Raw genomic sequence first — 25,416 nt, 5'->3', positions numbered from 1 at the left:
TCCCTAAACCTAATCAGGAAAGTCTATTTAAAAGATGTTGTCTTGTGAAGGGGCAGATCAGAGGTCCACATCCCCTTTCAATAGCCGCTGGGCGATGGTTTTGGTGAGAATTTCGTTGGAACCGTCTGCAATATTAATAATGCGCAAATACTGCCAGGCTTCGGCAAGACCAACTTCATTTGTAAGTCCCATGGCGCCATGGGCTTGCATTGCCCTATCAATGGCTTTTAGGCCGATTTGAACTGAATATGCCTTCGTCATGGAAAGCTCTTTAATGGCTGGATGCCCCTGATCGAGCAGCTTTGTGGAATTTAGACCCATAAGGTGAGCGGCATGAAGTTCTGTGGCGGCTTCTGCGAGGGGAAAGGAAACCCCTTGATATTCCGAAATGGTTTTGCCGAAAGCTTCTCGTGTTTTGGCATATTCTAGGGCCAATTCTACAGACCAGCGACCAAGACCAACTGCACGCGCAGAATTGTAAATTCGTCCAAGTGAGACCCCGTAAAGGGCGGCGGAAAAGCCGTTATTTAACTCACCAACCAACTGCCAGTCTTCAACATGTAGATCTTCAAAGCGAAGTTCTGCTTCATCTCCGCCTATGTGACCAAACAGTTTGACGACTCTTTGCATTTCAAAGCCGGGCGCATCAGTTGGGACAATAAATGCTGAAATACCTCCCTTTTTCTGTACCGCCAAGTTTGGGTCTGTCACTGCAAATATAACGCTGTAATCAGCAATTGGGGCATTTGAAATCCAGATTTTTCTCCCGTCAATCTTCCATCCACCATCGGTTTTCACTGCCCTTGTTTTGATCATGGTCGCATCAGATCCTGCACCAGGTTCCGACAAAGCGAAACACATGGATTTCTCGCCAGACATCAAATCGGGCATAAATTCTTCTCGGGCTTTATCTGTAACTTTTTCAAGCAAGCGACTTGGACCAAATGCCCAGTGGGAGAGAGCGTATAGCATCATCCAGTTATGTGGGCCGCATGTATGAAACAACGCTTGCCAACAAGCATAGTACGCCTGCATGCCAAATCCGCCACCCCCCAAATGTTCCGGCACGCACATATGGTAATAACCAGCTTCGGCAGACGCCATACGAATTTCCCGGATTAAGTCACGGACAGGTTTGGAAAGGCGACCATTTTCGTCGAATTTGCGGCGTGCATCATCAAATAAATCACGATTGGCATCATGCCGTGGCATGACTTCAGATTTGGCGAAGGCGATAATTCCGTCGCGCACCTGACGGATTTCTTCATCGAGTTCAAAAGCAATAGCAGACATATTTCCCCCTTCCGGTTTTTCCGGAGTTTTTGTTGATTAAAACCTAAAGTATGGGGTTCGGTATGTTTTGTCCAGAAGGCTGATGGGAAGCGGTTGGGGGTTATACCCCCAACCAGTTATGTTGTGTTTCCTTATCTGCACGAATTTCCGCGGAAGTTCCGGACCAGACGATTTGTCCTTTTCCGACAATCGCGACTTGATCCGCGAGGCTTGTGGCAAAGCCGAAATTCTGCTCAACAAGGAGAATGGTCATGCCTTCGGATTTAAGTTCCTGTAATTTGTCGTGGATCTGTTTCACGATAATCGGAGCGAGACCTTCTGTAGGCTCATCCAAAATCAACAGCTTTGGGTTCATCAACAAAGCGCGGGCAATTGCCAACATTTGTTGCTCTCCACCAGATAGCTGATTACCACCATTACTGAGGCGTTCGTGGAGACGGGGGAAGAAGTTCAATACCCGATCCATCGTCCATTCCGCGCCCGTTTTTGGCATCAGACGTGCCGCGAGTTCCAGATTTTCTTTCACCGTCAGGGATGGAAAAATGTCTCTGGTTTCAGGGACATAAGCGATACCTTTGCGGGCAAGATTGAAAGGTTTAGTGCCAGTGATGGCCTGTCCTTCCAGTTGAACCGCACCTTCAAAAGCAGGAAGCAATCCCATAATTGATTTCAGGGTTGTTGTTTTACCTGCGCCATTTCGCCCAAGCAGTGCAAATACCTGACCTGACTGCAATGAAAATGAAAGACCCCGAATAATACGAGTTTCGCCATATCCGGTATGAAGAGAATTTACCTCAAGCATCTGTATCCCATCCTCCCAGATAAATCTCTTCTACCAGCGGGCTTTTGCGTGTTTCTTCAGGCGTGCCTTCGAAAACAACTTCCCCGTAATTCAGAACAGTAACCCGATCTGCCACATCCAGTGCCAGATCCATGTCATGCTCAATAATAAGAACGGTCAGATCTTCAGGCAGGGTTTTCAAAAGGGTATGAAAGCCTTTGATCATTTCAGGTCCCACACCAGATGTAGGTTCATCCATCAACAAGACAGACGGATTTGTCGCGAGGGCGATACCCACTTCCAATTGACGCCTGACACCGTATGAAGCGCTGTTGACAGGTGTCTCAAGTAACTGCCTGAGTGATACCTGATCAGAGACATCTTCAATGACCCGGTTAAGTTCGCTATCTTTTAAAGAGTCTCTGGAAATCCAACTGGAACTTCCCTGGGCCGCAGAAACGGCAAGTGCCAGATTTTCGCGAATGGTCAGGTCCTCAAACAAGTTGTTTTTCTGATAGCTTCTGGCCATGCCCATACGAGCCCGCTTTTCCATGGAGATGTTGGTGACATCTTCACCACCTAGCTTGATGGTACCTTTCGTTGGTTCCAATTCGCCAACAAGAAGATTGAACAACGTCGTTTTACCGGCACCGTTCGGTCCCAAAATGACACGCCGTTCACCTTTTTCCAGTGAGAAAGATACGTCGTTTGTTACCTTCAAGGCACCAAATGATTTATACAGATTAGAGGCTTCAAGCATGGCTGTTCACCTCCTTTTTATCTGAGTTTTTCAGAGTTTTTCTATTCTCAATCATATGTTCAATTTGGCCGTAGATACCACGATTGCCCATCAACACGGTAGCAATTAGCACAAGACCAACCACCAGATGCCAGTAGGAGGTGAGGGCACTTACTTCATGTTTGAGGAACACAAACAGGATTGCCCCCCAAATCGGACCAATAAGCGTGCCGAGACCGCCAAGGATGACAACAACCAAGGCTTCACCAGAACCTGTCCAGGCCAACATCTGTGGGGATATAAACATGGTGTGCTGTCCTGCCAGGGTTCCGGCGAGACCTGCAATGGCACCTGAGATGGCAAAGGCACCAGATTTGTATTTCCAGACATCAAGACCAACCGCGCGCATACGGCTTTCATTGGATCGAATGCCAACCAAAGTTCTACCAAAGCCTGAGCTCATGACGCGAGATAGGATAAGATAGACGATCAGGGTGATGACAATAGTGAAAAGCGCAAAGGTCAGGCCATCCTGCATATTGATACCAAGCCAGGAAAGATCGAGCCTCGGCAAGCCAGACATGCCATCGTCCCCACCAAGGGCACGAGCGTCGAAAATCAAAACATAGACCATCTGTCCAAAGGCGAGGGTTGCCATGATGAAAAAGATGCCCGCTGTTTTACTTGTGACAGCGCCAACAGCGAAACCAAACACTGCGCAGGTGAGAATACCAACCAGAATGGAGACTTCCGTTTGCCATCCGAAGAGAGTGGTCAATGTACCGAAGGTATACGCCCCAAGGCCGAAGATCGCACCATGACATAGGGAGACCATTCCCCCGTAACCCGCGACCATATCAAGGCTAAGCGCTAAGATTGCTAGAATGGCGGCCTCGATGACTAGTTCTTGCCCATAAAACCCGGTGAAGTTTGTATAGATGATCGAGATCACCAGCAGCAGAAGAAGGGAAATGGCTTTTGTTTTTGTATTGTAAAACATATTACGCCCCCTTCGCCGGGAATAATCCAGCTGGACGCAAAACCAATATGGCAGCGAGCAAGGCGTATACCACAATCGCGGCTACTTGTGGGGCGATGACGGCGCCAAAGGTCTGAATAAATCCAACAAGCAAGGATCCTGCAATCGCGCCTTTCAAACTACCCAAACCGCCAATAACCACTACGATCAATGTTGGGATCAGAATTTCAATGCCCATTTCCGGCGTCACTGAAAAAACCGGGGCTGCAACAGCACCCGCAAGACCCGCAAGGGCACAACCAAAGCAGAAAACGAAGAAGAAAAGACGTTCTACATTGATACCGAGGCAAGAGGCCATGTCATCATTATCAACACCGGCTCGGATCATGGCGCCGATCTGTGTCTTGGTAAGAACAAAGCCTAACCCCAGCATGACCAAGACACCAAGTCCAATGATGAACAAGCGATAAGTCGGGTAGGTCACATCAAAGAATTCACTACGGCCCGTGAAAAGTGCAGGTTCAGAAACACCAAGGGCGAAATCCCCCCATATCAGCCGGATCAGATCGAGGAAGACAAAAATCAGACCGAAAGTAACAAGCACCTGGTTCATTGGGCCTGCTTTTCTCATGCGCTGAATAAGGCCTAGATAGAGAACCAAACCTGCAGCGGCAACAGCAACTGGTGCGGCTGCAAAGCCTGCCCAATATGATCCTAGGAAGCTGGCAGCAGAAACACCGGCATAAGCGCCAAAAGCATAAAGTGCACCATGGGCCAAGTTCACAAAATGCATCAGCCCGAAAATAACTGTCAAGCCGATGGAAAGAAGGAACAGGAGCATGGAAAGTTGCAGCCCGTTCAGGGTCTGAACTACCCAAAAAGAAATGTCCATTTTCTTATCGCAATTAAATACTGAATTTAAACAAGGAAACAAAAAAGGGGTCCGGGACAGGGGACCGGACCCCGTTCAGTGACGCCAAACTACATTTTGCAGCCGTTTGCTTCATCCTGAACATTTGGAATTGTGCCCAGGATCTTCTGGGTCAGTTTTCCGCCGTTATCGACCGTTTCATAAACATAAATGTTTTGCACCACATTGTTTGTCTTCGGGTCGATTTTCATTGGACCACGAGGGCCTGTGTAGCTGACCTTCGATAAGGCAGCTGTGATAGAAGCAGGATCGTTGGCGCCAGATTTTACAGCTTCAACCAAAGTACGTCCGGCATCATAACCTTGAACAGCAAACTCGGAGGGGGCACGGCCATTTGCTTTAGAGAAAGCACCTACAAATTTGTTGTTTTCAGGAGTGTCCAGTGTTGGTGCATAGTGAAGGGATGTAATCACACCTTTCGCAGCTGGGCCTTGAGCATTCACATAAAGTGAAGAGGTCAGGAAGCCGGCACCATAAAGAGGTTTGTCTTTCTTCAAACCAAACGCGTCATACTGCTTAACGAAAGCAATCGCTTCACCACCAGCATAGAAAGTAAAGACAGCTTCAGCGTCTGTAGCACCGGCGGTTGTCAGGTAAGGGCCAAAGTCTTTGGTTTTACGGAAAGGTGTGTAGGCACCGCCCACTACTTTACCGCCTGCTTTTTCAAATCCTGCTTTGAAGGATTCAATCATCTGGTGACCCGCAGCATAGTCAGGTCCTAAAGTATATACTTTGCGAATACCCTGATCATACATCCACTGACCCATCGGGCGCGTGACCTGAGAGTTAGAGAAGGAAACACGTGTAATATATGGGCTGCATTTTGCGCCCGTTGCCGCGTCATTACCCGCATTTGCAACGATCAGCGGTACTTTTGCACCGTCAACGAAGTCACGTACTGCGCCCAGAACACCTGAAGATACCAGTCCAACCAGAACATCTGCCTTATCTTGTAGAACCAGTTTGCGAGCCTTTGCCAATCCAACTGGTGGCTTAACTTCAGTATCTTCCTTGATGACATTAAATTTGTCTGCCATCCCGGATTCGTTAAGGGCCTGCATAAAGCCATTTTCAATTTCTTTACCCAAAGACGCATATACGCCGCCGTAAGGTAACAATAATCCTACGTCAATTTTTTCTGATGCATTAACAGTGCTTGCAGCCGCGAGTGCTGCGGCGCCCATTAGGGCGGAACCGAACAGTTTTTTCATCTCCAACCTCCCGAGGTCCATCTATGTAGAGCGACATTATTTGTCATCTTCTATTTCATTAGCGTATCCCAATGAGTAAAATATAACAAGCAATATAATGCATATATTTGGAAATATAGATAAGGCATTAAAAACAAAAGAAAATATAAACCTAACGGGCGTTTTGTAGAAAATTTCTAGGTAATATCTTGCACAAAAAGAAACAGATAGGCATAATAGTGCAGAAATAATGGTGCCGTTGATAGAGCGCTAGTTTTATTGCTCTGATTTGAGCGCGGGAGGATAAGGTGAGCGAAAAGAACGGAAATGCCGCCGTCTACTTTGTGGACCGTCATGGGGAGGGGGCGCAGGCTTCCAAAGCCGCATTTATGGAAGCTATAGAAGGTGGTAGAGAGCTGACTTTTGGTGAGTTAGCGGTTCAGTCTGCAAAAATGGCTGATCTATACAATAAGCATGGTATTCAACGAGAAGACCGTGCGGCAATGATTGTGCTGGATTGTATTGAGTTTCCGGTCATTTTCTGGGGCAGTCTGAAAGCGGGTGTTGTGGCGGTGCCGGTTAATACATTGCTGTCGTCGGAGCTATATTCCGTGATCTTGAGAGACAGTCGAGCAAAAGCTTTGTTCGTCTCAGAAGAGCTGCTTCCAGTAGTTGAACCAATCCTGCATGAGGCACCAGATCTGAAAGCCATATTTGTTATTGGTAAATCCTCTGGAAGCCATATGAACTTCTCGAAAGAGATTGCGAGATGTGAGCCTTCAGAAACATTGCCTGTCTCATCCGATGAGTGTGCATTTTGGCTTTATTCGTCAGGATCGACAGGGCAGCCAAAAGGTGTTCGTCATGTCCATGGAAACCTGCAGGCGACGGCTGATACCTATGGCGCCCAAGTGCTGAAAATTAAACCAGAAGATAGCATATTTTCCGCGGCTAAGCTGTTTTTTGCTTATGGTCTCGGGAATGGTATGACATTCCCGATGTCCGTAGGTGCTACGGCGTATCTTTATCCGGGGCGCCCCACGCCGGACACTATCTTTGATATTATGAAGCGTGCACGCCCCAGTATTTTCTGTGGCGTCCCAACATTATATGCCGCCCTTGTTGAGGCAATGAAAAGTGGTGTGCCGGAAGGCTTTGAAAATCTGACACGGTCATTGTCTGCGGGGGAGGCGCTGCCAGCGGAGATTGGTAATCGTTGGAAGGAGCTCACAGGAACAGATATTTTGGATGGCGTTGGATCTACTGAAATGCTGCATATCTTCCTCTCCAATAAGCCAGGTGACGTGGTGTATGGAACTTCAGGAACGGCTGTTCCCGGTTATGAAATTCGCGTTGTTGATGAGGCGGGGGCGGAGGTTGGTCCCGGCGGTATAGGGGAGCTTCTGGTAAATGGTCCTTCATCCGCTGATGGCTATTGGAACCAACGCAACAAAAGCCGCTCTACTTTCGAAGGGCATTGGACGCGAACCGGCGATAAGTATGAAATTCAGCAGGATGGCAGGCTTGTATATTGTGGTCGTACAGACGACATGTTCAAGGTCAGCGGTATCTGGGTGTCGCCTTTTGAAATTGAGCAGGCGCTTGTGTCCCACCCGGATATTCTGGAAGCTGCGGTCGTGCCGGCTGTTGATGAAAATAATCTGGAGAAGCCAAAAGCTTTTGTGGTTCTGAACGAGAGTGCTTCTTCAGATGATCTGGAGGCAAGGCTGAAGGATCATGTAAAGGAAGCTGTAGGTAAGTGGAAATATCCGCGATGGATTGAAATCGTCGATGATCTTCCAAAAACAGCTACCGGTAAAATTCAGCGATATAAACTTCGGGCTTGAGTTGGTCTATGGAGTGGAAAAGTGGAGAAGCTGTGGAGCTTATGGTGGCTGGTGTGCGCTTAGAGGGGGCCTGTTTTGGTCCATCTCCTGACGATGCACCAACACTTCTATTGCTCCATGAGGGTTTGGGGTGCGTGGCGCTTTGGCGCGACTTCCCTCAAAAACTCTCTGAAATAACCGGGTTTGGCGTTTTTACATATTCCCGGCAAGGCTATGGGAAGTCCGACCCTGTCACGTTGCCGCGTCCCTTGAACTATATGAATGTCGAAGCTGATAAAGTGGTTGGACCAGTTATGGATGTAGCTGGACTAAAAAAGGTGATTTTGGTTGGGCATAGTGATGGTGCGTCGATTGCCGCTGCGTATGCGGGAATGAAGGATGATCCCAGATTGAAGGGTGTTGTGTTAATGGCACCGCATTTCTTTGCAGAGGATATCAGTATCAGAGCCATCACTTCTGCTTTGGAGGCCTACAAAACCACTGATTTGCGTCAAAAATTGTCGAAATATCATGCTGATGTGGATGGCGCGTTTCATGGGTGGTGTGATGGCTGGCTGAACCCGGAATTTCGAAATTGGAATATCGAAGCAGACCTCCAAGAAATTGACGTTCCGGTACTCTTTATACAGGGGCGGGAGGATGCATATGGGACTTTGGCACAACTGGAAGCGTTAAAGGGAAATCTGTCATCCCTGCTGGTGGCCGAGATTTATGAAGATTGTGGGCATTCCCCCGCGCTCGAGAAGCAGGAGAGGGTGCTTGAAGATATTGCTACTTTTGTGAAGAGCTTAAAAGTGCATTAAAATGCACAATAAGGTGATATTTTCTAGAAATATCATTAGAATAATTTAAAAAACAAAAGATTTACTCTAGACATTATGCATGAAAGTGCATTATTTTACATCTAGAGATTCAAAGAGGAGGCGCGTTGTGACTAAACGCATCGATTTTCAGGTAGACCCAAGCGCATATCGCCACTGGCGGGTAGAGTATAATGGGGACGTCGCTGACCTCATCATGGATGTTGATGAGAAGGGCGGCCTGTTTGATGGCTATGAGCTGAAACTCAATTCATATGATTTGGGTGTCGATATTGAACTGGCTGACATTGTCCAACGGATGCGCTTTGAGCACCCTGAAGTAAAAGTGGTGGTCATGAAATCCGGCAAGGATAAAGTATTCTGTGCGGGCGCGAATATTCGAATGCTAGGCGGTGCAGCTCATGCTCATAAAGTGAATTTCTGTAAATTCACCAATGAAACACGCAATACATTTGAAGCAGCGATGGAAGATTCCGATCAGATGTACCTTAGCGCTGTTCGCGGTGCCTGTGCTGGTGGCGGGTATGAGCTTGCACTTGCATGTAACTATATCATGCTAACGGACGACGGTTCCTCTTCTGTTGCACTACCAGAAGTACCACTGCTTGCTGTGCTGCCGGGTACTGGTGGTCTAACACGTGTAACCGATAAGCGTAAAGTCCGCCGTGATTTGGCTGATGTATTCTGCACACTCGAAGAAGGTATTCGGGGCAGGAAAGCGAAAGATTGGGGTTTGGTGGACGAAGTTGTCTCTAACTCCAAATTTGATGAAACTGTTGCTGCACGCGCAAAAGAATTTGCTGAAAAATCAGGTCCTTCCAAGGCGGAAAAAGGTATTTCACTCAATCCTTTACAGCGTGAAATTGATGCAAGTGGTAATCTGAATTATTCGTCATTAGAAGTTGAAATTGACCGCGATAACAATCTTGGAACTTTCCATATTTCAGGCCCTAAAGAAGAAGCCCCTAAAGATGTGGCTGCTTTGGTGGAAATGGGGGATCAAAGCTGGATGCTCCGTTTGGCGCGTGAACTGGATGATGCCATTCTTCACATGCGCTTGAATGAATTGGAAGTTGGAACCTGGATTTTTAAAACTCAGGGTGATCCAGAAGCGGTTGCCGCTCATGAAGCGATGCTGCTCGCCAATAAGGATAACTGGCTTGCAAATGAAATCCTGAAATACTGGAAACGTGTCTTGAAGCGGGTGGATGTAACTTCTCGTTCTTTGGTGGCGATGGTTGAGCCAGGCTCTTGCTTTGCTGGTTTCCTGGCTGAACTGCTGTTCTCAGTGGATCGTAGCTACATGGCAGAAGGTGAGTTTGAAGGCGACAATCGCCCGATTGCAACGATCACTCTTACGGATGGCAATTTCGGTCCTTTCCCAATGGGTAATGACCTCACACGTCTTGAAACACGCTTTATTGGCAATCCTGATCAGGTTGGAAAACTTGAAAATGTCAAAGGGGAAGCACTTGAAGCCGAGGATGCGGACGAGTTAGGTCTGGTGACATTTGCCTTTGACGATATTGATTGGGAAGACGAAGTGCGCATCTTCCTTGAAGAACGCGCGAACTTCTCTCCAGATGCCATGACGGGTATGGAAGCAAACTTGAGGTTTGCCGGTCCAGAGACTATGGAAACACGAATTTTCGGGCGCTTGACCGCCTGGCAGAACTGGATTTTCCAACGGCCAAATGCCGTTGGTGAGACCGGTGCGCTGCAACGCTATGGAAGTGGTATTAGAGGTGAATACGACATGCGCCGGGTCTAGTCGGCGCAGACAATAACGATATTCAGGAGAGGTGGAGCGGCTTCTCCCGTACAGGCAGAGGAAGATAAAATGGTAGATCTCATTAACGTCAGTTATGACACGCAAATTCCCAACAATGTTGGACTGTCATCAGACAAACGTGTGCTGAAAGCGCTTGAACGCTGGCACCCGGGTTACATTAACTGGTGGAAAGATCTGGGCCCTGAAGGTTTTCATGAGAGTCAGGTATATCTGCGCACCGCTGTGAGTGTGGATCCCAAAGGTTGGGCGAAGTTCGGTTATGTGAAAATGCCTGAATATCGCTGGGGTGTCCTGCTGGCACCACAAGTGGAAGGTCGTACAATTCCTTGCGGTGAGCATTTCGGCGAACCTGTCTGGCAGGAAGTTCCAGGTGAATACCGTTCCATGCTTCGTCGTCTGATCGTTATTCAGGGCGACACGGAACCTGCCTCTGTTGAACAGCAACGCTATCTTGGTAAAACAGCACCGTCCCTTTATGACATGCGCAACCTGTTCCAGGTAAACGTGGAAGAGGGGCGTCACCTCTGGGCGATGGTTTACTTGCTTCAGAAATATTTCGGTCGTGATGGCCGCGAAGAAGCAAATGATCTGTTGCGCCGTCAATCTGGATCAGAAGAAGCACCGCGCCTGTTGGGTGCCTTCAATGAAGAAACTCCAGATTGGTTGTCATTCTTCATGTTCACTTACTTCACTGATCGTGATGGTAAGATGCAGCTTGAAAGCCTCGCGCAATCCGGCTTCGATCCATTGTCTCGTTCCTGCCGCTTTATGCTGACCGAAGAAGCCCATCATATGTTTGTTGGCGAAACTGGTGTTGGCCGTGTTATTCAGCGCACATGTGATGCCATGAAAGAAGCAGGCATCGACGATCCTTATGATATCGAAGCAGTGCGCAAGTTGGATGTCATTGATCTTCCAACCATTCAGAAGAAACTGAACCTGCACTACACATTGTCTCTGGATCTGTTCGGTTCTGAAGTTTCTACAAATGCGGCCAATGCGTTTAACGCCGGTATCAAAGGACGCTATCAGGAAACAAAAATCGATGATGATCATAAACTGACAAGCTCCACCTATCCGGTGACCCGTTTGGTGGGTGGCCAGATTACATTGGAAGATGTCCCTGCATTGTCTGCGATAAACATGCGTCTGCGTGACGATTACATCAAAGATGCCGCGGGTGGGGTGAAACGTTGGAACGCCATTATCAAAAAAGCCGGCATTGATTTTGAACTTGTGGTGCCTCATCAGGCTTTCCACCGTCAAATTGGTGAGTTTTCAGCGATCAAGGCGAACCCTGAAGGTCAGATCATTTCTGATGAACAATGGGAAGCCCGTAAAGATGAGTGGCTACCATCTAAAGACGATGGTGCCTACATTCAGTCTCTCATGAAGCCATGTCTGGAGCCGGGCCAATTCGCAAGCTGGATTTCTCCACCACGCATTGGTATCGACAATAAACCAGGTGATTTTGCCTATGTGGAAATTCACGACTGATAAATAGCATTTGGGGCCGGTATATCCGGCCTCATTCTACTGGTCTGAGTATAGAAGCGAGATACTATGAGCACACCCGTCAAACAACATGTGATTGATCCAGAAATCTGCATTCGCTGTTACACATGTGAAGAGGCATGTCCTGCGGACGCCATTACTCATAATGATGATAATGTTGTTGTGGATTTTTCAAAGTGCGGCTTTTGCATGGATTGCATTGCACCATGTCCGACCGGATCCATCGACAACTGGCGGGTCGTAGACAAACCTTATACTGTGGAAGAACAGTTCGAATGGCTGGATCTGCCTGAACAGGCTGAGTTTTCTAACCCGGATCAGGGCGGTGATGTAGAAGCCTTGGATTCCGAAGTTGAAAAACTTCTCGCTGCCGCTCACGCGGGCGCAGGCGGAAAGTCAAAAGCTCCAGCATCAGCTTCGAAACCAAGTATCAACCTGTTTAATCTTGGAAACCCTGCCATTGCAACGGTGCAGGGTAATTATCGGTTGACCAAAGATGATGCCGATAATGATGTGCGTCATATTATTCTGGATCTGGGATCAAACCGTTTTCCTGTTTTGGAAGGTCAAAGCGTTGGCATTACGCCGCCCGGCACTGATGAAAATGGAAATCCGTATCTGCCACGGCTTTATTCCGTTTCAAGCCCTCGCGATGGAGAACGGCCCAATACTAATAATCTATCCCTTACAGTAAAGCGGGAGCCGCACGGTGTTTGCTCTAACTTTGTCTGTGATCTGCAAAAAGGGGATGAGGTAAAGCTGACGGGTCCGTTTGGTGCTACTTTCCTGATGCCAGATGATCCGCAAGCAAATCTATTGATGATCTGTACGGGAACGGGCTCAGCGCCTTTCCGAGCCTTCACCATGCGCCGTCAACGCACATCGCCTGAAAGCAGCGCAAGCATGACATTGTTCTTTGGCGCGCGCACACCTGACTCGCTGCCATATTTTGGACCACTCAACAAAATTCCGGATAATGTCCTTCACAAGGAACTGGTCTTTTCCCGGCTTGAGGGGAAGGACAAAGAATATGTGCAGGACCGCATGATTGCGAACGCGGAACGTATTGCTGATCTTCTGAAATCAGAAAATACGTATATCTATGTTTGTGGTCTGAAAGAAATGGAAGAAGGTGTTGAAGATGCCTTTGAAACCATTGCCAGCTCTTCCGGAATTAACTGGAGCGATATCCGGGATGACCTTCGGGATCAGGGTCGTTATCACGTGGAAACTTATTGAGGATCGGCGATGACGAAACAGCCTTTTATTCATCAGATTCGTGTCGGTTGGGCTGATTGTGATCCCGCACAGATTGCCTATACAGGGCGTCTTCCCAATTTTGCTTTGGAAGCCATCGACGCCTGGTGGGAAACACATGTGGGGGATGATTGGTATCGGCTTAATCTGGATCGAAATGTCGGGACACCTTTCGTGCATCTGGATCTGGATTTCCATTCCCCGGTTACGCCACGTCATCCTTTGCTTTGTGAAGTGCAGCTCAAGAAATTGGGGGAAAGTTCCATATCATTTCACGTGATAGGTCGTCAGAATGGCGTGGATTGTTTTAGTGGTAACTTCGTAAATGTTTTTGTTGTCGCGGATGAATTTGTGAAGCGCAAAGCACCTGAAGATATTCGCTCCATTGTGGGGCCGTTGATTGTTGGCTAAAGTCGGTAAGTGTTTTATATATGTAGAGTTTTGACGTTTTAATTTGAGCGGTATGTGACGCAGAAGAGAACTCATGGTGAATGAAATCGCAACATTCGGAAGTAAAGCTCTATCCCCCAATGAGGAGGATGTCGTAGAGGCAGCGAATGGTAACAGCGACTTTCTGGAATTAGTTGGGGATCGTGTAAGATCAGCCCGCGCTAGAAAAAACATTTCCCGCAAAAAACTCTCAGAAATTTCTGGCGTCTCTCAACGCTATTTGGCGCAGCTTGAAACCGGTTCAGGAAACATATCCATTGTCCTTTTGCGCCGTGTTGCAGAAGCTCTTGATTACAAGATTGAATGGCTGGTAGGAGAAGAAGATCCATATTCTTCCAAACTTCTATCCATCATTTCCCTCTATAAACAGGCAACGTCAGAGCAGCGGATGCGCGTTTTGGAGGTTCTGGATCCAGATCATCCCAATTTACGCAGATCTCGCCGTATTGCTTTCATTGGACTGCGCGGGGCAGGGAAGTCTACCATTGGCCGTTTGGTGTCGGAACGAATTGATCTGCCATTTCTGGAGCTCAATGAGGAAATTGAACAAGCCGCAGGTATGCCGGTCAATGAAGTGATCGCCCTTTATGGACAGGAAGGTTATCGCCGTCTGGAGAAGCAATCTGTAGAACGGATCGTTGCCACAAATGATTCAATTATACTAGCAGTCGCCGGCGGTATTGTCTCGGAACCTGAGACTTTCAACTATCTCTTACGTCACTATCATACAATTTGGCTGAAGGCTGAACCAACGGACCATATGACCCGTGTGCGCGGGCAGGGGGATGAACGTCCGATGGCGGGGAACCCCGAAGCCATGGATGAACTTAAAAGCATTCTGACGAGCCGCGAAGCCCTTTACGAGCGTGCAGATATTTCTGTCGACACCTCAGGCCGCACCCTCCAGCAAACAGTCGAAGACGTCCTTGCGGAAATTGCGGACAAATCTATTCTGTCTCAATAGTCATCTGGGTAAGTGCAGGACTACATCACTTTGAAGGTGGCACCAACAAGTGCACAGACCTTTCCGTTTGCCAAAAATTGGCGCGGATAAGCCTGTTCTATTTACTTCAATCTGAGGATGCTATGGCTATCATGGGCAAGCCGTAGTGATTTCCTATTCAATTACTGTTGATGGCTTTAGAGATAAATCGGCCATAGCCCTGAGGCATTAAACGCTGAATCCAGTCCATTATTTTAGCATCTTTTCCAATCAGAATACGCTTATCGCCCTTCAATACGCCGCTCACAATGACTTCTGCAGCTTGTGCCGGGGTTGTCTTAGCTGCCAGATCAAACTTCTTAACGGCATCCTGTTTATTGCCACCTGTCAGATTTTCATCTGCAAAGCGGCAATTTCGGGCGATATCTGTTTTGATACCACCTGGATGAACGCTACTGACCTTGATGTTGCTGCCTTCCATCTCCAACGCCAATGCTTCGGTATATCCGCGGATGGCAAACTTACTTGAATTATAGGCGCTTTGATTGGGAAAGCCTATCAATCCAAAAAGGCTTGAAACATTGATTACATGACCTTCACCGCGATCTTTGAAATGCTGCAGGAAGGCTTTACTTCCATAGACCATACCCCAGAAATTGATATTCATGATCCATTCGAAGTTGGCGTAATCGTTACTGTCTGCAGTGTCGAAAAGGGCAACACCTGCATTATTGAAGATGTAATCTGCTTTGCCAAATTCCTGGACGACATTGTTTGCCCATTCTTCAACCTTTTCCCGATCGCTGACGTCAAGAATGGTTTTATGGCATCCAACATTATATTGAGAAATCAGCGTCTCTGTTTCATCCAGACCCTGTTGGTCAACATCACTGATCGCAACGCTCGCCCCTTCTTTTGCAAGCAACAGGGCTAATGCCCGCCCAATACCGGATCCCGCGCCTGTTACCGCGGCAACTTTGTTTTCAAATCTCATGGGTATGTCTTCTTATTCTGCAGCAGCTTCATGTGGCTGCTTTCTTGTTTCTGTGGATTTCTTGATAAAGACGGATAAATCAGCAGCCATTTCATCTACTTCTTTGAACAAAGCCGAAGCACCAATAAATCCATGATAGAGGTCTTCATATTCCTTGAAGGAAACTTCTGAGCCCAGCTTGGTTAGCTGATCACGAACAATGCCACCATCGTCTCTCAGTGGATCAAAACCGCATGTCAGGATCCAGCTGGGCGGCATGTTTCCGGCAACGGCATTCTCCAATGACTGAAGATATGAAGGATTTAATGTGGTTTCTTCACTTGCGAACTGAGATGAAAACCAATCCAGTAGTTCCTCGTTCAGGACGATATTTTCCTGTTTTAACAATTCGCGAGATGATGTTGTGTCCACCGTCATGCTGGGCGGATAAATCAAACCCAATGCCGTTGGCTTATGTCCAATCTCCCCCTTGGAGGCAACGGAACCCACAACAATTGCCAGGGCAGCACCGGCACTGTCACCTGCGGCAGATATTTTCGTTTCATCAATGCCAAGGCTGTCCGCGTTTTGCTGAAGCCACACCCAGCTGTCGACCGCATCTTGCATGGCGGCAGGGTAGGGGCTTTCAGGGCCTAGGCGATAATCGATCGCGATAACTGCATAACCGCTTTCCCGTGCCAAACGACGGCAGACACCATCATGTGTATCCAGATCGCCAATAACAAATCCACCACCGTGGAAATAGACAATGGCAGGGCTGTTTTCATTCGCTGTTTGGTGTTTGTAAAGGCGGGCGCCAAGGGTGCGCCCTTCCAAATCTACCGAGAAATCACGCACTTCGTTTACGGGAAGTTTTGGCCCATCGAAAAGTTCAACAGACTTGCGATATCCAAAACGAACTTTTTTTGGGGTCCATTTTTCTACTGGAACAGCAAACATTTCCTGAAGGTTCATCAGGGCCTGAGCTCTTGGCTTGATCGTGCGGCCGTCCAGCTCAAGGCATTTGCCTTTCATTTTCTTTTCCCAGTACGCATCACTGGCTTTCATCAGTCGATTTCGCTTGTACAGGAAATATGGGATTTTTAGTAACATGAATACCTCCGCTAGCCCGCCATCTGTTCTGTTGTTTTCTCTTCGATCTTGAAATCGTCGAGTTTTAGTTTTTTCCGCTCTTTTAAGAATTGTCGCGCTGTATGAGGATACAGCGTGTGGATACGCCCATTCTCATCTTTGTACCAGCTATGACAAGAGCCTGCCCAAACGGTGTTTTCCAGATCCTTTTGTATAGTGTCATTTTGACGTGTCAGTACATCTTCTTTTGGTTCTATCAGTTTTGATCTGCCAGAAAGTTTTATGCAGTCCATGATGAACTTAATCTGTGCTTCGATCATGAAAACAACGGATGTGGAACCAACACCTGTGTTAGGGCCGGTGACAAAATAAGCGTTTGGATAACCATTGACCATACAGCCGTTATATGCCGTTGCGTTTTCGGACCATAATTTGTTTAGGGAAACGCCATTGCGACCAACCAGATCAATGGACAGCATTTGTTTTTGCAGGTCAAATCCGGTGGCAAAAATAACAGCGTCAGCTTCAATTTTGGTTCCGTTTTTATCGATGATGCCATCGCTTACAAAATGATCAATACCGTCGGTGTTTACATCCACATTGTCCCGATTAAGCGCAGCGTAAAAATCATCAGATATCAGAATTCGTTTGCAGCCCAAATCATAATCCGGGACAAGTTTTTCCGCCAAAACCGGATCTGTAACAGCGCTTCGGATATATTTTTTTACCTTTCGCTGTATGCGTTCTCTGAAAGCGGATTTCTTTTTGAACATGGGTGACAGGACCAGCTCAAAGCGCCAGAACATCCGCCATCTGGTAAATTTCTGTTTCCAGCTGCTATTTCGAAAGGACGCTTTTTCCTTGTCAGTATATTCCCGGTCCATGCGCGGGAGGACGTAATTGGGAGTCCTTTGGAACATGGTGACTTTCTTGCAGGTTTTCGCAAGCTCTGGAACGGCCTGTACGGCGCTTGCAGCGCTTCCAATAACAACAATATTTTTGTCTTTCAAATCAACATCTGATCGCCATGTCGCCGTGTGAAAAGCGGGACCTTCGTATGTTTCCATACCTTTCAATTGTGGAATGGAAGGGGTGTTCAAGCCACCAGATCCTAGAACCAAATGCCGCCCTCTGATGACGCTTCCGTCTGGCAAAGTAACAGTCCACAAAGACAGGGCATCATCGAAAACAAATTCTTTGATTTCCGTATTGAATTTGATGTGGGGGGTAACCCCATACTCGTTTGAGCATTTTTCAATATAGTCTCTGATTTCGGCCTGAGGACTGTAGACGCGTGACCAGTCAGGATTAGGGGCGAAAGAGAAACAATAAAAATGTGAAGGGACATCACATGCAGCACCAGGGTAAGTGTTTTTGTACCAAGTTCCACCTATCCCATCAGTCTTTTCCAGAATAACAAAATCTTCAATACCGGCTTCAAGTAGTTTGATCCCCATACAAACACCAGAAAATCCGGCCCCCACGACAATGACATCCTGCACTTTTGTTAGGTCCTTTTCCCGGTTCCCAGGAGCTCCACGCTGCGTCTGAAAATTCATAAATTCCCCCAGTTTACTTTTTATTATTCAACATCATTGGCAACATGATAGCAAAATTTAAGTCATTTGTTTTATTTATTTGTGATCTCTGAAAAAAGCAGCCCGTGAGCGGTCTTTACAAGTTCATGAAGCATATCGTTGTTCTTCCATAAGGCCTGTTGCGGATCGCCTGAAGAAAGTGACCTTTCTCTGGTTGCCAGTACATTGAAAACATATTGCTGAAGTAGGAATAGTCTTCGTTCCACAACGGTCTCATCCATATGAGACATGAACTGCCTCAAATGTTCTAAACATCTCAGGTAGGCGGATTTTCGCGTATCTTCTACAGTCCCAAGAACGAGAGAGGGATCACTGCGTGCTGCCATAAGGAATAACCTTACATTACTTAGCGATCGAGGGTCGTCGTCCTCAATGACTGCGCATTCAATAAAAATCCTCAATACTTCAAGAGGTGAGCCTGGGCCGCCTTTTGCTTCTATGGCGTCCAGTAAAACAGTTCTTTTTGTTTCAATGGCTTCAGCAGCATCTTTCAACAGTTCTTTGAGCAGTTGTTCTTTTGTACCGAAATAATAGTGCAGGGAGGCCATGTTCTTTTGCTCCGCTGCGTGAACAATCTCACGAACACTAACCCCATCAATGCCTCGCTCCGCAAATAGCTGTTGGGCGACCAGTTTAAGTTTGTCTTTTGTTTTAATTTTACTCATCAATTTTCACTGTAAACACATAAGCCTTTAAAAAATAGCGACCGGAATTTTCTGTCACAGGTCGCTATTTTACATCACTCCGCCATTTGACTACCGCGAACAATTTTGAGATTTGCTTCATGCTGTTCTCTGTTCAAAACATAGCGCCCGGCGAACACATAAGTTGCGGCATATAGTATAAAAACGAAGGGAATGTAGTAATAGGAAACTTCGGTCATAATACTACCGCTCATCTGTTGTCCGGTTTCGCCTGCGGAACTTAGAAAGACGCCAGATGCAAATATCCCAAGTCCGGATACGATTTTCTTGGAAAAAGAAACGGTCGCGAAATAAAGCCCTTCCAGGCGATGTCCAGCCTGACGTTCCGTATCTTCCACCAAATCCGCCGTCATGGAGGAAAACAGGGATTGCTGCGCCACCATGACCGCAGTTGATACAAGAATATGGGCGAGCAATATGGGTAGAAGAAGTGGATCACCATTGTCGGGCAACCATCCCATAAGCCGCGCAATAATCGTAAGGTTACTTAACAGAAACGCGAGTAGGGTAAGCATTTTCAGAACTGATTTCTTTTCTCTTCCTTTTGAAAGAAAAGGTGTTACAGCCATTGAGATTAGCGCTGCCAATACCATAAAGACCGGGAAGAGAGAGATCTCCTTAGTGGTCATGCCAAAGAAATATGTCGCGTAATAGATCTGTAGCGTAATGATAACGCCAAAGGCCATCATGGAAAACAGGAAGGCCGCAAATAAAGATCTAAAGGATGTATTGGAGAACAGAATTTTGATGTTTCTCAGGAATTTCTGTTTGTTGCCTGTTGTGCTTTGGGCTTGGGGCAAAAAACGGATTAATTTATGGGTTCCAATTGCGGACACCAGCATGGAAATGGTCATGACAACTGCTGCAAGAAACGCGAAATTCTGATAACCCTCTTTGTTCAAGACACCCTTGGCATATTCTTCTGTCGGCACCAGAAAGACAACATAGGCAGCTATTGCAATACACACTCCGCCAAGCCAACCGACCGTAACGCGTTGACTGGCCAGACTGGTGCGTTCGTCATATTCACTGGCCAATTCTGCAATCATCGCTGAGTTTGGTACCTCGAAGAATGTGATCAAGAGACGCACCCCAACCGCCATCGTAACCAGATATACAAATAGCGTCATTTGAGTTGTGTCTGCTGGCGGGTTCCATAGGAAGAAGTAGGTGAGGGCAATTGGAAAGATTGCAGCATACATAAAAGGATGCCTGCGCCCCCATTTGGATTTCCAGTTATCAGATAAGTGCCCGACATAAGGATCACTTAGGGCATCGACGGCAAGGGCTATTAATATTGCTAACCCTGTGTAGAAAGCTGACAACCCCAATACCTGATTATAATAAATCATCAAAAAAGTCGTGAAGCCATTATCTTTCACACCAAAGGCGATTGCTCCTAAGACATAGGCAAATTTTGAACCTCTCCCAGCTTTTCCTGTTTTCATATTACCCTCCCAGAATTATGAAACAGTTTGTCTCCATCCGATCTTTTTTATGTTTTTAAGTCGATCGTTTTAGTATGTTGGCACACAAAATATAATTTAGCAATTCATTATATGAAAATTCAAAAAATATATAATTTACAATGCATTAAGCGTTTTTCCTGATAAATTCATAAGTGAAAACAGAGTTTAAAATCCGCACCTCTAATGCCTTTGAGAATTGCTGAAGCTAAATACGAGATTTCACAATCTTACCTAAATCACAGCAAAATAAGAGCATTGCCGCATCCTATATTTCTCCAAAATTAATAGAGGGGAAATGTCATGCAACGTGCATTGTTATTGAAGTTTTTGGTGATCGGGGGCATCGCATTGTTATTGCTAATCCCCCTGATGTTAATCGGTGCAATTATTGACGAACGGGCAGGGTATCGTGACCAGGTTATGCGTGAAATTGCAGATACTTGGGTTGGCGCACAACGGATTTCTGGCCCCATACTGGTTGTTCCGTATGAACAAGTAAAATTCAAAGAAGTTCGAAAAATTGAAAATGGTAAAGAGCAGCGGATAAAAGAAAAGTTTGTGTATCAAAAGAGAAAATACCTGCTGCCCAGAACTCTCGATATTAAAGGGGATATTATTCCACAAGATCGGTACCGAGGTATCTATAAGGTGTCAGGCTATAGTTCTGATTTGAAAATGAACGGTGCTTTCGATCTCTCTGAACTAAAGGAACTAGGTGACGTTACCTGGAAGGCGCCGTATCTGGTGCTGGGTGTTCAGGATGTAAGAGGTATCAATAAATCTATCAGTGTATCCGTAAATGATCAGGCGTACAGCTTTGAACCGGGGGCAAATCTGTCACTACTAAACGAAGGGGTTCACGCGGAATTTCCAACAGAAATTCTGAAGCAAAAACAGTTGTCCTTCGATATAGATCTTGTGCTGCTGGGAATTGAAAAAATTGTATTTCAGCCTCTGGGGGAGACAACAACACTTCAATTATCCTCTTCATGGCCCCATCCAAGTTTTATGGGGCGTTATCTCCCTGAGTTTAGAGAGGTGTCAGATGAGGGATTTGAAGCCAAATGGGAAACTTCCTATTTTTCCAGCAATATCAAACAGCAGTTCCAGGATTGTGCCCTTTTGGACAAGTGCCATCCATTTAACAGCAATTTTTTAGGCGTCTCTCTTTATCAGGGGGTAGATGTCTATGTGCAGTCTGACCGATCCATCAAATATGCCATATTGTTTGTGGGTCTGACTTTTGTGGCCTTTTTCCTGTTTGAGATTTTAAAAAACCTGAAAATACATGCTGTGCAATATGGGTTAGTTGGTGTTGCGTTATCTCTTTTTTACCTTCTTTTGATTTCTCTATCTGAGCATATCAGTTTTGTGATGGCGTATCTTATTGCGAGCGGTGCCTGTGTCGGGTTGCTCGGTTTCTACGTTTGCTTTGTGCTGAAAAGTCTGCTCAGAGGGACAGTTTTTGCTCTTGTCCTGATTGGCCTTTATGCAGCGCTTTATATGCTGATACGTTCAGAAGATTATGCACTATTGATGGGGACGTTCCTGCTCTTCGGGGTTCTTGCCTTTATCATGGCGATCACTCGCAATATCGACTGGTACAAAATAACGGCAGACCCCCGAAAAGAGAAATAAGCCTTTAAGCTGATTTACTTGGATTTAGACGGAGGGAGAGACATGACATGCCTCCGTCTACTTTCGCCGCCTCTGTGTTCGGGATCTCCACAACGTCAAATCCTGCCTGCCGCACACGATTTGCGGTTTCATCAAATCCTTTTGGCATGATAACGACATCGTTGAAACGAATGGCATTGGCGGCGGCTTCTTCACCCGCGGCCGTTTCAATAATTTTATAACCTTCAAAGCACCCAGAGGCCGCTAAGCGATGGGTCGAAAGGATTGTCGTGTCATCCAACAAACCGCAGTCTGTCTTAAAATGAAGAACTTCTGGTGGTGTTTGAAGTGCGCGCACCTGATACCCCCAATCGGATACAACTTGGCGAAGGGCCTCAATCCCGGCATTATCAGATCGCGCGGATTTACCTACAAGAATTTCTTTTGCTGTTACAAGAATATCGCCGCCCTCAATATGTCCCTGTTCAATAACCCGGATATCATCGAAGAAGGTTTTCAAATTTGGCGCCATCGCCGCAGCTTCTCCCAATCTGCTTGGCGCGCCGGGGCGCATAACAATGGCACCCTCGGGCAAGCAAAGGGCGGTATCTTCAACAAACACGCAGTCTGGAAACTCTTCTAATGCTTCAAGAACAGTGACGCGTGCGCCTGCATTTTCCAACGCCATCACGTAGGCATCATGATGCTGAACAAACAGATCATAGTCGGGATTTCCAACATCCTCCGCACGTAATCCTTCAGTGATTGACTGTGCAGGTTTGCGAGAGATGGCGTGGGTGAAATGTGTGGCGAATGAAGACATATGAAACACTCAAAAGTTAAGGAAATAGCAGCCTAATCAAACTTCAGGAGGGCGGCAAGCCTATTGGTTGCGGAGAAATAGGGAGAACTTAAAAAACACTTATTAGTAATAAATGTTAACCGTATGCAAACACTAAATGTTTAGGTTCAGTGCCGGATGGATCATTTTACCATTGGACACGTTAGTTTGAGTATGTGTACTGTGGCTGTCCCGCCTAAGAATATTTTTTAGTTCTCGTGGTTGTTACATGAATAAGTATGAACAGTTTTTAGTATCGCGCTCCTCCGTTCTTGAGAAAATTGCTCAGGGCGGTGAGTTGTCTGATTGCCTTGAAATGCTGTGTTCTTTGGCAGAGGAAAACGACCCGGGAATGCGATGCAGTATTCTGTTCTATAACGAAGTAGAAAATTGCGTATCTCATGCAGCTGCCCCCAGTTTGCCGGATTATTACATTGAAGCCATTGATGGTTTGGAAGCAGGTGTCGGGATAGGTTCCTGCGGAACTGCTGCGGCCACTGGCAAGTTAGTTATCGTTGAAAATGTCTATGAACATGACTACTGGGCTCCATTTCGCGAACTAGCCAAGAAGGTTGGTTTTTCTGCCTGCTGGTCCCATCCAATTCTTTCAAGAGACAAAAAAGTCATCGGTACGTTTGCGATGTACTATGACGAGGCAAAAAGCCCTTCAGAAGCTGAGATAAAACTCATTGAAGAACAGGCCAACATTGCCAGTCTGGCCATTCAAAATAGACAGGATAGAGAAACACTCGTCGCTTCATTGAGGCGAACAGAAGAGTATTTGAATATTTCAGAGGCCATTATCGTCGAGTTGGATAATAAAGCCTGCGTGGTGCGTATCAGTGACGTTGGCCTGAAATCATTGGGCTTCACAGAGGATGAAATTATCGGCCACAACTGGTTCGAAAATGTCGTTCCAGCAGAACAACAATCTGAAGTCCTTGCCGTGTATGAACGGATAATGTCAGGCGACCTTGAACCTGTTGAATATTATGAAAATGAAATTGTGGACCGCTTTGGCGAAAGGCACATGATTTCTTGGCATAACAGGCTGATACTCGATAAAGATGATAACATCGTGGGGACTTTGAGTTCCGGGCAGGATATTACCAGACGCAAACTGATGGAAAGCCAATTTAGATCTGCCGAGAAGATGAAAGCAATTGGTCAGCTTACCGGCGGTATTGCTCATGATTTCAATAATCTGATGAATGTCGCCATGGGAAATACTGAAATGGCGATGGGATATCTGGATGTTAATTCAGAAGGTTTGAAACATCTCGAAAAAACACTTCAGTCTTTGGAAAAAGGCAAAAATCTCACCACGTCTTTGTTATCTTTTTCAAAATCGGCAGAACTCGAAGTTACCGAAGTATCATTGCGTCCCTTTATGAGCGATTTGAAAGAACGTCTGCTCAGCACATTAGAAGATGACATCACGTGTGAGTATTTGCTCTATGGGGATTTAGCGGCCTGCCTGTTAAACCCGTCAGAGCTGGAAGACTGTCTTTTTAAATTGGTCATGAACGCAAAAGAAGCCATGCCAGAGGGCGGTGTCTTAAAAATTCAGGCCTATAGTTATTCTCCAAACAGAGAAGGGGAATATACGCCAATTTCCAGTGAAGATCTTCATTCAGATCATGCTGTTATTTCAATTTCAGATACTGGTAATGGCATGGATAGTATTGTCCAAAAACATATGTTTGAACCTTTCTACACCACCAAGGAGTTTGGGGCAGGGGCTGGCCTTGGGTTAAGTACAGTTTTTGGCTTCATTAAACGTGTTGACGGTAAGATCAACGTTGCTTCCTCTCCCGGAAAAGGAACAACGGTTGAGTTGTATCTGCCCATCGCCAGTTAGTTACACCTTTCACACACTCATTAGGCAAACAACATATTGTGCTTGATGCTCAATCTGCTACAATATTTGCCAAATAGAATTCTGTAACCGTGCGGAGTGACTGGTTGGCAAATGATGGAAGAGCGTGATTTTGCAAAACTGGTGAAGTTGTTGGAATTATCCACATCAGATGCGGATCATGAAGCCTTGGCCGCCGTTCGGATGTCCCGAAAATTACTGCAAAAACATGGCCTCAGTTATGAAATGGTGATGGAGCAGATGCGCCAAAAATCCACGCAAGTGGCCCAAACGGAAATTACAGAACTCAAAAAGATTGTGTATTCCCAATCCCGGGAAATAAACCAGCTCAAACAGGGTGTCAGATCGGGATTAAATTCAGAGACCGTCTTCAAACCGGGCAACAGGTTCAGCGGATCCATATATCACCTAAAGAAATTCCTGCTCCGCAATTTCGACTTGCAACGGCACGAGCGCGAAATCCTCGAAAACATCACAACCATTTCCCCAAAAAGCAAAGAAGAATTCCTGGTCCTCATCTGCGCCCGCCGACATAAGGTCACCCATAAAATAAATTGAATTTTTTTGGGATAGGTGGAAGGCTTTTGAGCTGAAAAATTCACATTAAAAGTAGGGATACCCGAGCAAAAACTGTACGGGCAAAACTCTATGATTGACACTCAATTTTTGATGGCACTAAAATCTTTTCAATACAATAAATTGGTG

The 25,416-nt window shown here is 46.4% G+C and carries 22 protein-coding genes; 10 read left to right on the top strand and 12 right to left on the bottom strand.

Annotated features, from left to right (window positions below; translation table 11 throughout):
* Nucleotides 1-57 precede the first annotated feature (57 nt).
* The 6 genes from GUA87_RS11515 to GUA87_RS11490 all read right to left on the bottom strand — a co-directional run bounded on the left by GUA87_RS11515 (nucleotide 58) and on the right by GUA87_RS11490 (nucleotide 5,934).
* The gene (locus tag GUA87_RS11515; protein WP_193716697.1) at nucleotides 58-1,293 is read right to left on the bottom strand and encodes an acyl-CoA dehydrogenase family protein; all 1,236 of its coding nucleotides are present in this window, start codon (nucleotides 1,291-1,293) and stop codon (nucleotides 58-60) included.
* 100 nt (nucleotides 1,294-1,393) lie between these two features.
* Entirely contained in the window at nucleotides 1,394-2,095 is a 702-nt protein-coding gene (locus tag GUA87_RS11510; RefSeq protein WP_193716696.1) for an ABC transporter ATP-binding protein, read from the bottom strand.
* Nucleotides 2,088-2,834 carry an ABC transporter ATP-binding protein gene (locus GUA87_RS11505; RefSeq protein WP_193716695.1) on the bottom strand — a complete coding sequence of 249 codons (747 nt, stop codon included), beginning with the start codon at nucleotides 2,832-2,834 and terminating at the stop codon, nucleotides 2,088-2,090. The genes GUA87_RS11510 and GUA87_RS11505 overlap by 8 nt, the downstream gene beginning before the upstream one ends.
* Nucleotides 2,827-3,813, bottom strand: coding sequence for a branched-chain amino acid ABC transporter permease (locus tag GUA87_RS11500; protein WP_193716694.1), 987 nt, complete (start codon nucleotides 3,811-3,813; stop codon nucleotides 2,827-2,829). Before GUA87_RS11500 ends, GUA87_RS11505 begins: the two co-directional genes overlap by 8 nt.
* Nucleotide 3,814: 1 nt before the next feature.
* The gene (locus GUA87_RS11495) at nucleotides 3,815-4,684 is read right to left on the bottom strand and encodes a branched-chain amino acid ABC transporter permease (RefSeq protein WP_193716693.1); all 870 of its coding nucleotides are present in this window, start codon (nucleotides 4,682-4,684) and stop codon (nucleotides 3,815-3,817) included.
* An 89-nt stretch (nucleotides 4,685-4,773) separates the two neighbouring features.
* Nucleotides 4,774-5,934 (bottom strand): ABC transporter substrate-binding protein, encoded by a 1,161-nt coding sequence (locus GUA87_RS11490; RefSeq protein WP_193716692.1) that lies wholly within the window; start codon nucleotides 5,932-5,934, stop codon nucleotides 4,774-4,776.
* A 287-nt stretch (nucleotides 5,935-6,221) separates the two neighbouring features.
* Here GUA87_RS11490 and GUA87_RS11485 point away from each other — a divergent pair, with 287 nt between their 5' ends.
* From GUA87_RS11485 to GUA87_RS11455, 7 genes are all read left to right on the top strand, one after another.
* Complete coding sequence (locus GUA87_RS11485) at nucleotides 6,222-7,760, top strand: benzoate-CoA ligase family protein (RefSeq protein WP_193716691.1); 1,539 nt, start codon at nucleotides 6,222-6,224, stop codon at nucleotides 7,758-7,760.
* Between the two features lie 8 nt (nucleotides 7,761-7,768).
* Nucleotides 7,769-8,563: an alpha/beta fold hydrolase gene (locus tag GUA87_RS11480; protein WP_193716690.1), complete on the top strand. Its 795-nt coding sequence runs from the start codon at nucleotides 7,769-7,771 to the stop codon at nucleotides 8,561-8,563.
* 127 nt (nucleotides 8,564-8,690) lie between these two features.
* Nucleotides 8,691-10,352, top strand: coding sequence for a 2,3-epoxybenzoyl-CoA dihydrolase (gene boxC, locus GUA87_RS11475; RefSeq protein ID WP_321575907.1), 1,662 nt, complete (start codon nucleotides 8,691-8,693; stop codon nucleotides 10,350-10,352).
* 69 nt (nucleotides 10,353-10,421) lie between these two features.
* A complete protein-coding gene (gene boxB / locus GUA87_RS11470; RefSeq protein WP_193716688.1) occupies nucleotides 10,422-11,870 on the top strand; it encodes a benzoyl-CoA 2,3-epoxidase subunit BoxB in 1,449 nt (482 codons plus the stop codon).
* Between the two features lie 66 nt (nucleotides 11,871-11,936).
* The gene (gene boxA / locus GUA87_RS11465) at nucleotides 11,937-13,127 is read left to right on the top strand and encodes a benzoyl-CoA 2,3-epoxidase subunit BoxA (protein WP_193716687.1); all 1,191 of its coding nucleotides are present in this window, start codon (nucleotides 11,937-11,939) and stop codon (nucleotides 13,125-13,127) included.
* Between the two features lie 9 nt (nucleotides 13,128-13,136).
* Nucleotides 13,137-13,556 carry an acyl-CoA thioesterase gene (locus GUA87_RS11460; RefSeq protein ID WP_193716686.1) on the top strand — a complete coding sequence of 140 codons (420 nt, stop codon included), beginning with the start codon at nucleotides 13,137-13,139 and terminating at the stop codon, nucleotides 13,554-13,556.
* Between the two features lie 73 nt (nucleotides 13,557-13,629).
* On the top strand, nucleotides 13,630-14,559 hold the full coding sequence (locus tag GUA87_RS11455) for a helix-turn-helix transcriptional regulator (RefSeq protein WP_193716685.1): 930 nt from the start codon (nucleotides 13,630-13,632) through the stop codon (nucleotides 14,557-14,559).
* A 157-nt stretch (nucleotides 14,560-14,716) separates the two neighbouring features.
* Here GUA87_RS11455 and GUA87_RS11450 read toward each other — a convergent pair whose 3' ends face one another.
* From GUA87_RS11450 to GUA87_RS11430, 5 genes are all read right to left on the bottom strand, one after another.
* Nucleotides 14,717-15,532: an SDR family NAD(P)-dependent oxidoreductase gene (locus GUA87_RS11450; protein ID WP_193716684.1), complete on the bottom strand. Its 816-nt coding sequence runs from the start codon at nucleotides 15,530-15,532 to the stop codon at nucleotides 14,717-14,719.
* Between the two features lie 12 nt (nucleotides 15,533-15,544).
* The gene (locus tag GUA87_RS11445) at nucleotides 15,545-16,624 is read right to left on the bottom strand and encodes an alpha/beta hydrolase (RefSeq protein WP_193716683.1); all 1,080 of its coding nucleotides are present in this window, start codon (nucleotides 16,622-16,624) and stop codon (nucleotides 15,545-15,547) included.
* Between the two features lie 11 nt (nucleotides 16,625-16,635).
* Nucleotides 16,636-18,162, bottom strand: a complete 1,527-nt coding sequence (locus tag GUA87_RS11440) for a flavin-containing monooxygenase (protein ID WP_193716682.1) — start codon at nucleotides 18,160-18,162, stop codon at nucleotides 16,636-16,638.
* Nucleotides 18,163-18,233: 71 nt separating this feature from the next.
* Nucleotides 18,234-18,866, bottom strand: coding sequence for a TetR/AcrR family transcriptional regulator (locus tag GUA87_RS11435; protein ID WP_193716681.1), 633 nt, complete (start codon nucleotides 18,864-18,866; stop codon nucleotides 18,234-18,236).
* 74 nt (nucleotides 18,867-18,940) lie between these two features.
* A complete protein-coding gene (locus tag GUA87_RS11430; protein WP_193716680.1) occupies nucleotides 18,941-20,353 on the bottom strand; it encodes an MFS transporter in 1,413 nt (470 codons plus the stop codon).
* A gap of 321 nt (nucleotides 20,354-20,674) precedes the next feature.
* Between GUA87_RS11430 and creD the strand changes: the two genes are divergently transcribed.
* Nucleotides 20,675-22,012, top strand: a complete 1,338-nt coding sequence (gene creD / locus GUA87_RS11425) for a cell envelope integrity protein CreD (protein WP_193716679.1) — start codon at nucleotides 20,675-20,677, stop codon at nucleotides 22,010-22,012.
* Between the two features lie 4 nt (nucleotides 22,013-22,016).
* On the opposite strand, the gene GUA87_RS11420 is transcribed toward creD, so the two are convergent.
* Nucleotides 22,017-22,814 carry a dimethylarginine dimethylaminohydrolase family protein gene (locus GUA87_RS11420; protein ID WP_193716678.1) on the bottom strand — a complete coding sequence of 266 codons (798 nt, stop codon included), beginning with the start codon at nucleotides 22,812-22,814 and terminating at the stop codon, nucleotides 22,017-22,019.
* Between the two features lie 247 nt (nucleotides 22,815-23,061).
* On the opposite strand from GUA87_RS11420, the gene GUA87_RS11415 reads away from it, so the two are divergent.
* Nucleotides 23,062-24,693: an ATP-binding protein gene (locus GUA87_RS11415; protein WP_193716677.1), complete on the top strand. Its 1,632-nt coding sequence runs from the start codon at nucleotides 23,062-23,064 to the stop codon at nucleotides 24,691-24,693.
* A gap of 111 nt (nucleotides 24,694-24,804) precedes the next feature.
* The gene (locus GUA87_RS11410; RefSeq protein WP_193716676.1) at nucleotides 24,805-25,269 is read left to right on the top strand and encodes a DUF2786 domain-containing protein; all 465 of its coding nucleotides are present in this window, start codon (nucleotides 24,805-24,807) and stop codon (nucleotides 25,267-25,269) included.
* The last annotated feature ends 147 nt before the right edge of the window (nucleotides 25,270-25,416 follow it).

The organism is Sneathiella sp. P13V-1 (assembly GCF_015143595.1).
Taxonomy (GTDB): domain Bacteria; phylum Pseudomonadota; class Alphaproteobacteria; order Sneathiellales; family Sneathiellaceae; genus Sneathiella.
Note: the sequence above shows the minus strand (reverse complement) of the source record. Positions and strands in the feature narration are given on the sequence as shown.

Excerpts from the sequence above, each read along its gene's own strand:
- GUA87_RS11460 (WP_193716686.1), top strand. The coding sequence starts at position 13,137 with ATGACGAAACAGCCTTTTATTCATCAGATTCGTGTCGGTTGGGCTGAT.
- boxB (WP_193716688.1), top strand. The coding sequence starts at position 10,422 with ATGGTAGATCTCATTAACGTCAGTTATGACACGCAAATTCCCAACAAT.
- boxA (WP_193716687.1), top strand. The coding sequence starts at position 11,937 with ATGAGCACACCCGTCAAACAACATGTGATTGATCCAGAAATCTGCATT.
- GUA87_RS11515 (WP_193716697.1), bottom strand. The coding sequence starts at position 1,293 with ATGTCTGCTATTGCTTTTGAACTCGATGAAGAAATCCGTCAGGTGCGC.
- GUA87_RS11450 (WP_193716684.1), bottom strand. The coding sequence starts at position 15,532 with ATGAGATTTGAAAACAAAGTTGCCGCGGTAACAGGCGCGGGATCCGGT.
- GUA87_RS11480 (WP_193716690.1), top strand. The coding sequence starts at position 7,769 with ATGGAGTGGAAAAGTGGAGAAGCTGTGGAGCTTATGGTGGCTGGTGTG.
- GUA87_RS11420 (WP_193716678.1), bottom strand. The coding sequence starts at position 22,814 with ATGTCTTCATTCGCCACACATTTCACCCACGCCATCTCTCGCAAACCT.
- GUA87_RS11440 (WP_193716682.1), bottom strand. The coding sequence starts at position 18,162 with ATGAATTTTCAGACGCAGCGTGGAGCTCCTGGGAACCGGGAAAAGGAC.
- GUA87_RS11430 (WP_193716680.1), bottom strand. The coding sequence starts at position 20,353 with ATGAAAACAGGAAAAGCTGGGAGAGGTTCAAAATTTGCCTATGTCTTA.
- creD (WP_193716679.1), top strand. The coding sequence starts at position 20,675 with ATGCAACGTGCATTGTTATTGAAGTTTTTGGTGATCGGGGGCATCGCA.
- GUA87_RS11410 (WP_193716676.1), top strand. The coding sequence starts at position 24,805 with ATGATGGAAGAGCGTGATTTTGCAAAACTGGTGAAGTTGTTGGAATTA.
- GUA87_RS11495 (WP_193716693.1), bottom strand. The coding sequence starts at position 4,684 with ATGGACATTTCTTTTTGGGTAGTTCAGACCCTGAACGGGCTGCAACTT.
- GUA87_RS11490 (WP_193716692.1), bottom strand. The coding sequence starts at position 5,934 with ATGAAAAAACTGTTCGGTTCCGCCCTAATGGGCGCCGCAGCACTCGCG.
- GUA87_RS11455 (WP_193716685.1), top strand. The coding sequence starts at position 13,630 with ATGGTGAATGAAATCGCAACATTCGGAAGTAAAGCTCTATCCCCCAAT.
- GUA87_RS11415 (WP_193716677.1), top strand. The coding sequence starts at position 23,062 with ATGAATAAGTATGAACAGTTTTTAGTATCGCGCTCCTCCGTTCTTGAG.
- GUA87_RS11435 (WP_193716681.1), bottom strand. The coding sequence starts at position 18,866 with ATGAGTAAAATTAAAACAAAAGACAAACTTAAACTGGTCGCCCAACAG.
- GUA87_RS11445 (WP_193716683.1), bottom strand. The coding sequence starts at position 16,624 with ATGTTACTAAAAATCCCATATTTCCTGTACAAGCGAAATCGACTGATG.
- GUA87_RS11510 (WP_193716696.1), bottom strand. The coding sequence starts at position 2,095 with ATGCTTGAGGTAAATTCTCTTCATACCGGATATGGCGAAACTCGTATT.
- GUA87_RS11500 (WP_193716694.1), bottom strand. The coding sequence starts at position 3,813 with ATGTTTTACAATACAAAAACAAAAGCCATTTCCCTTCTTCTGCTGCTG.
- GUA87_RS11505 (WP_193716695.1), bottom strand. The coding sequence starts at position 2,834 with ATGCTTGAAGCCTCTAATCTGTATAAATCATTTGGTGCCTTGAAGGTA.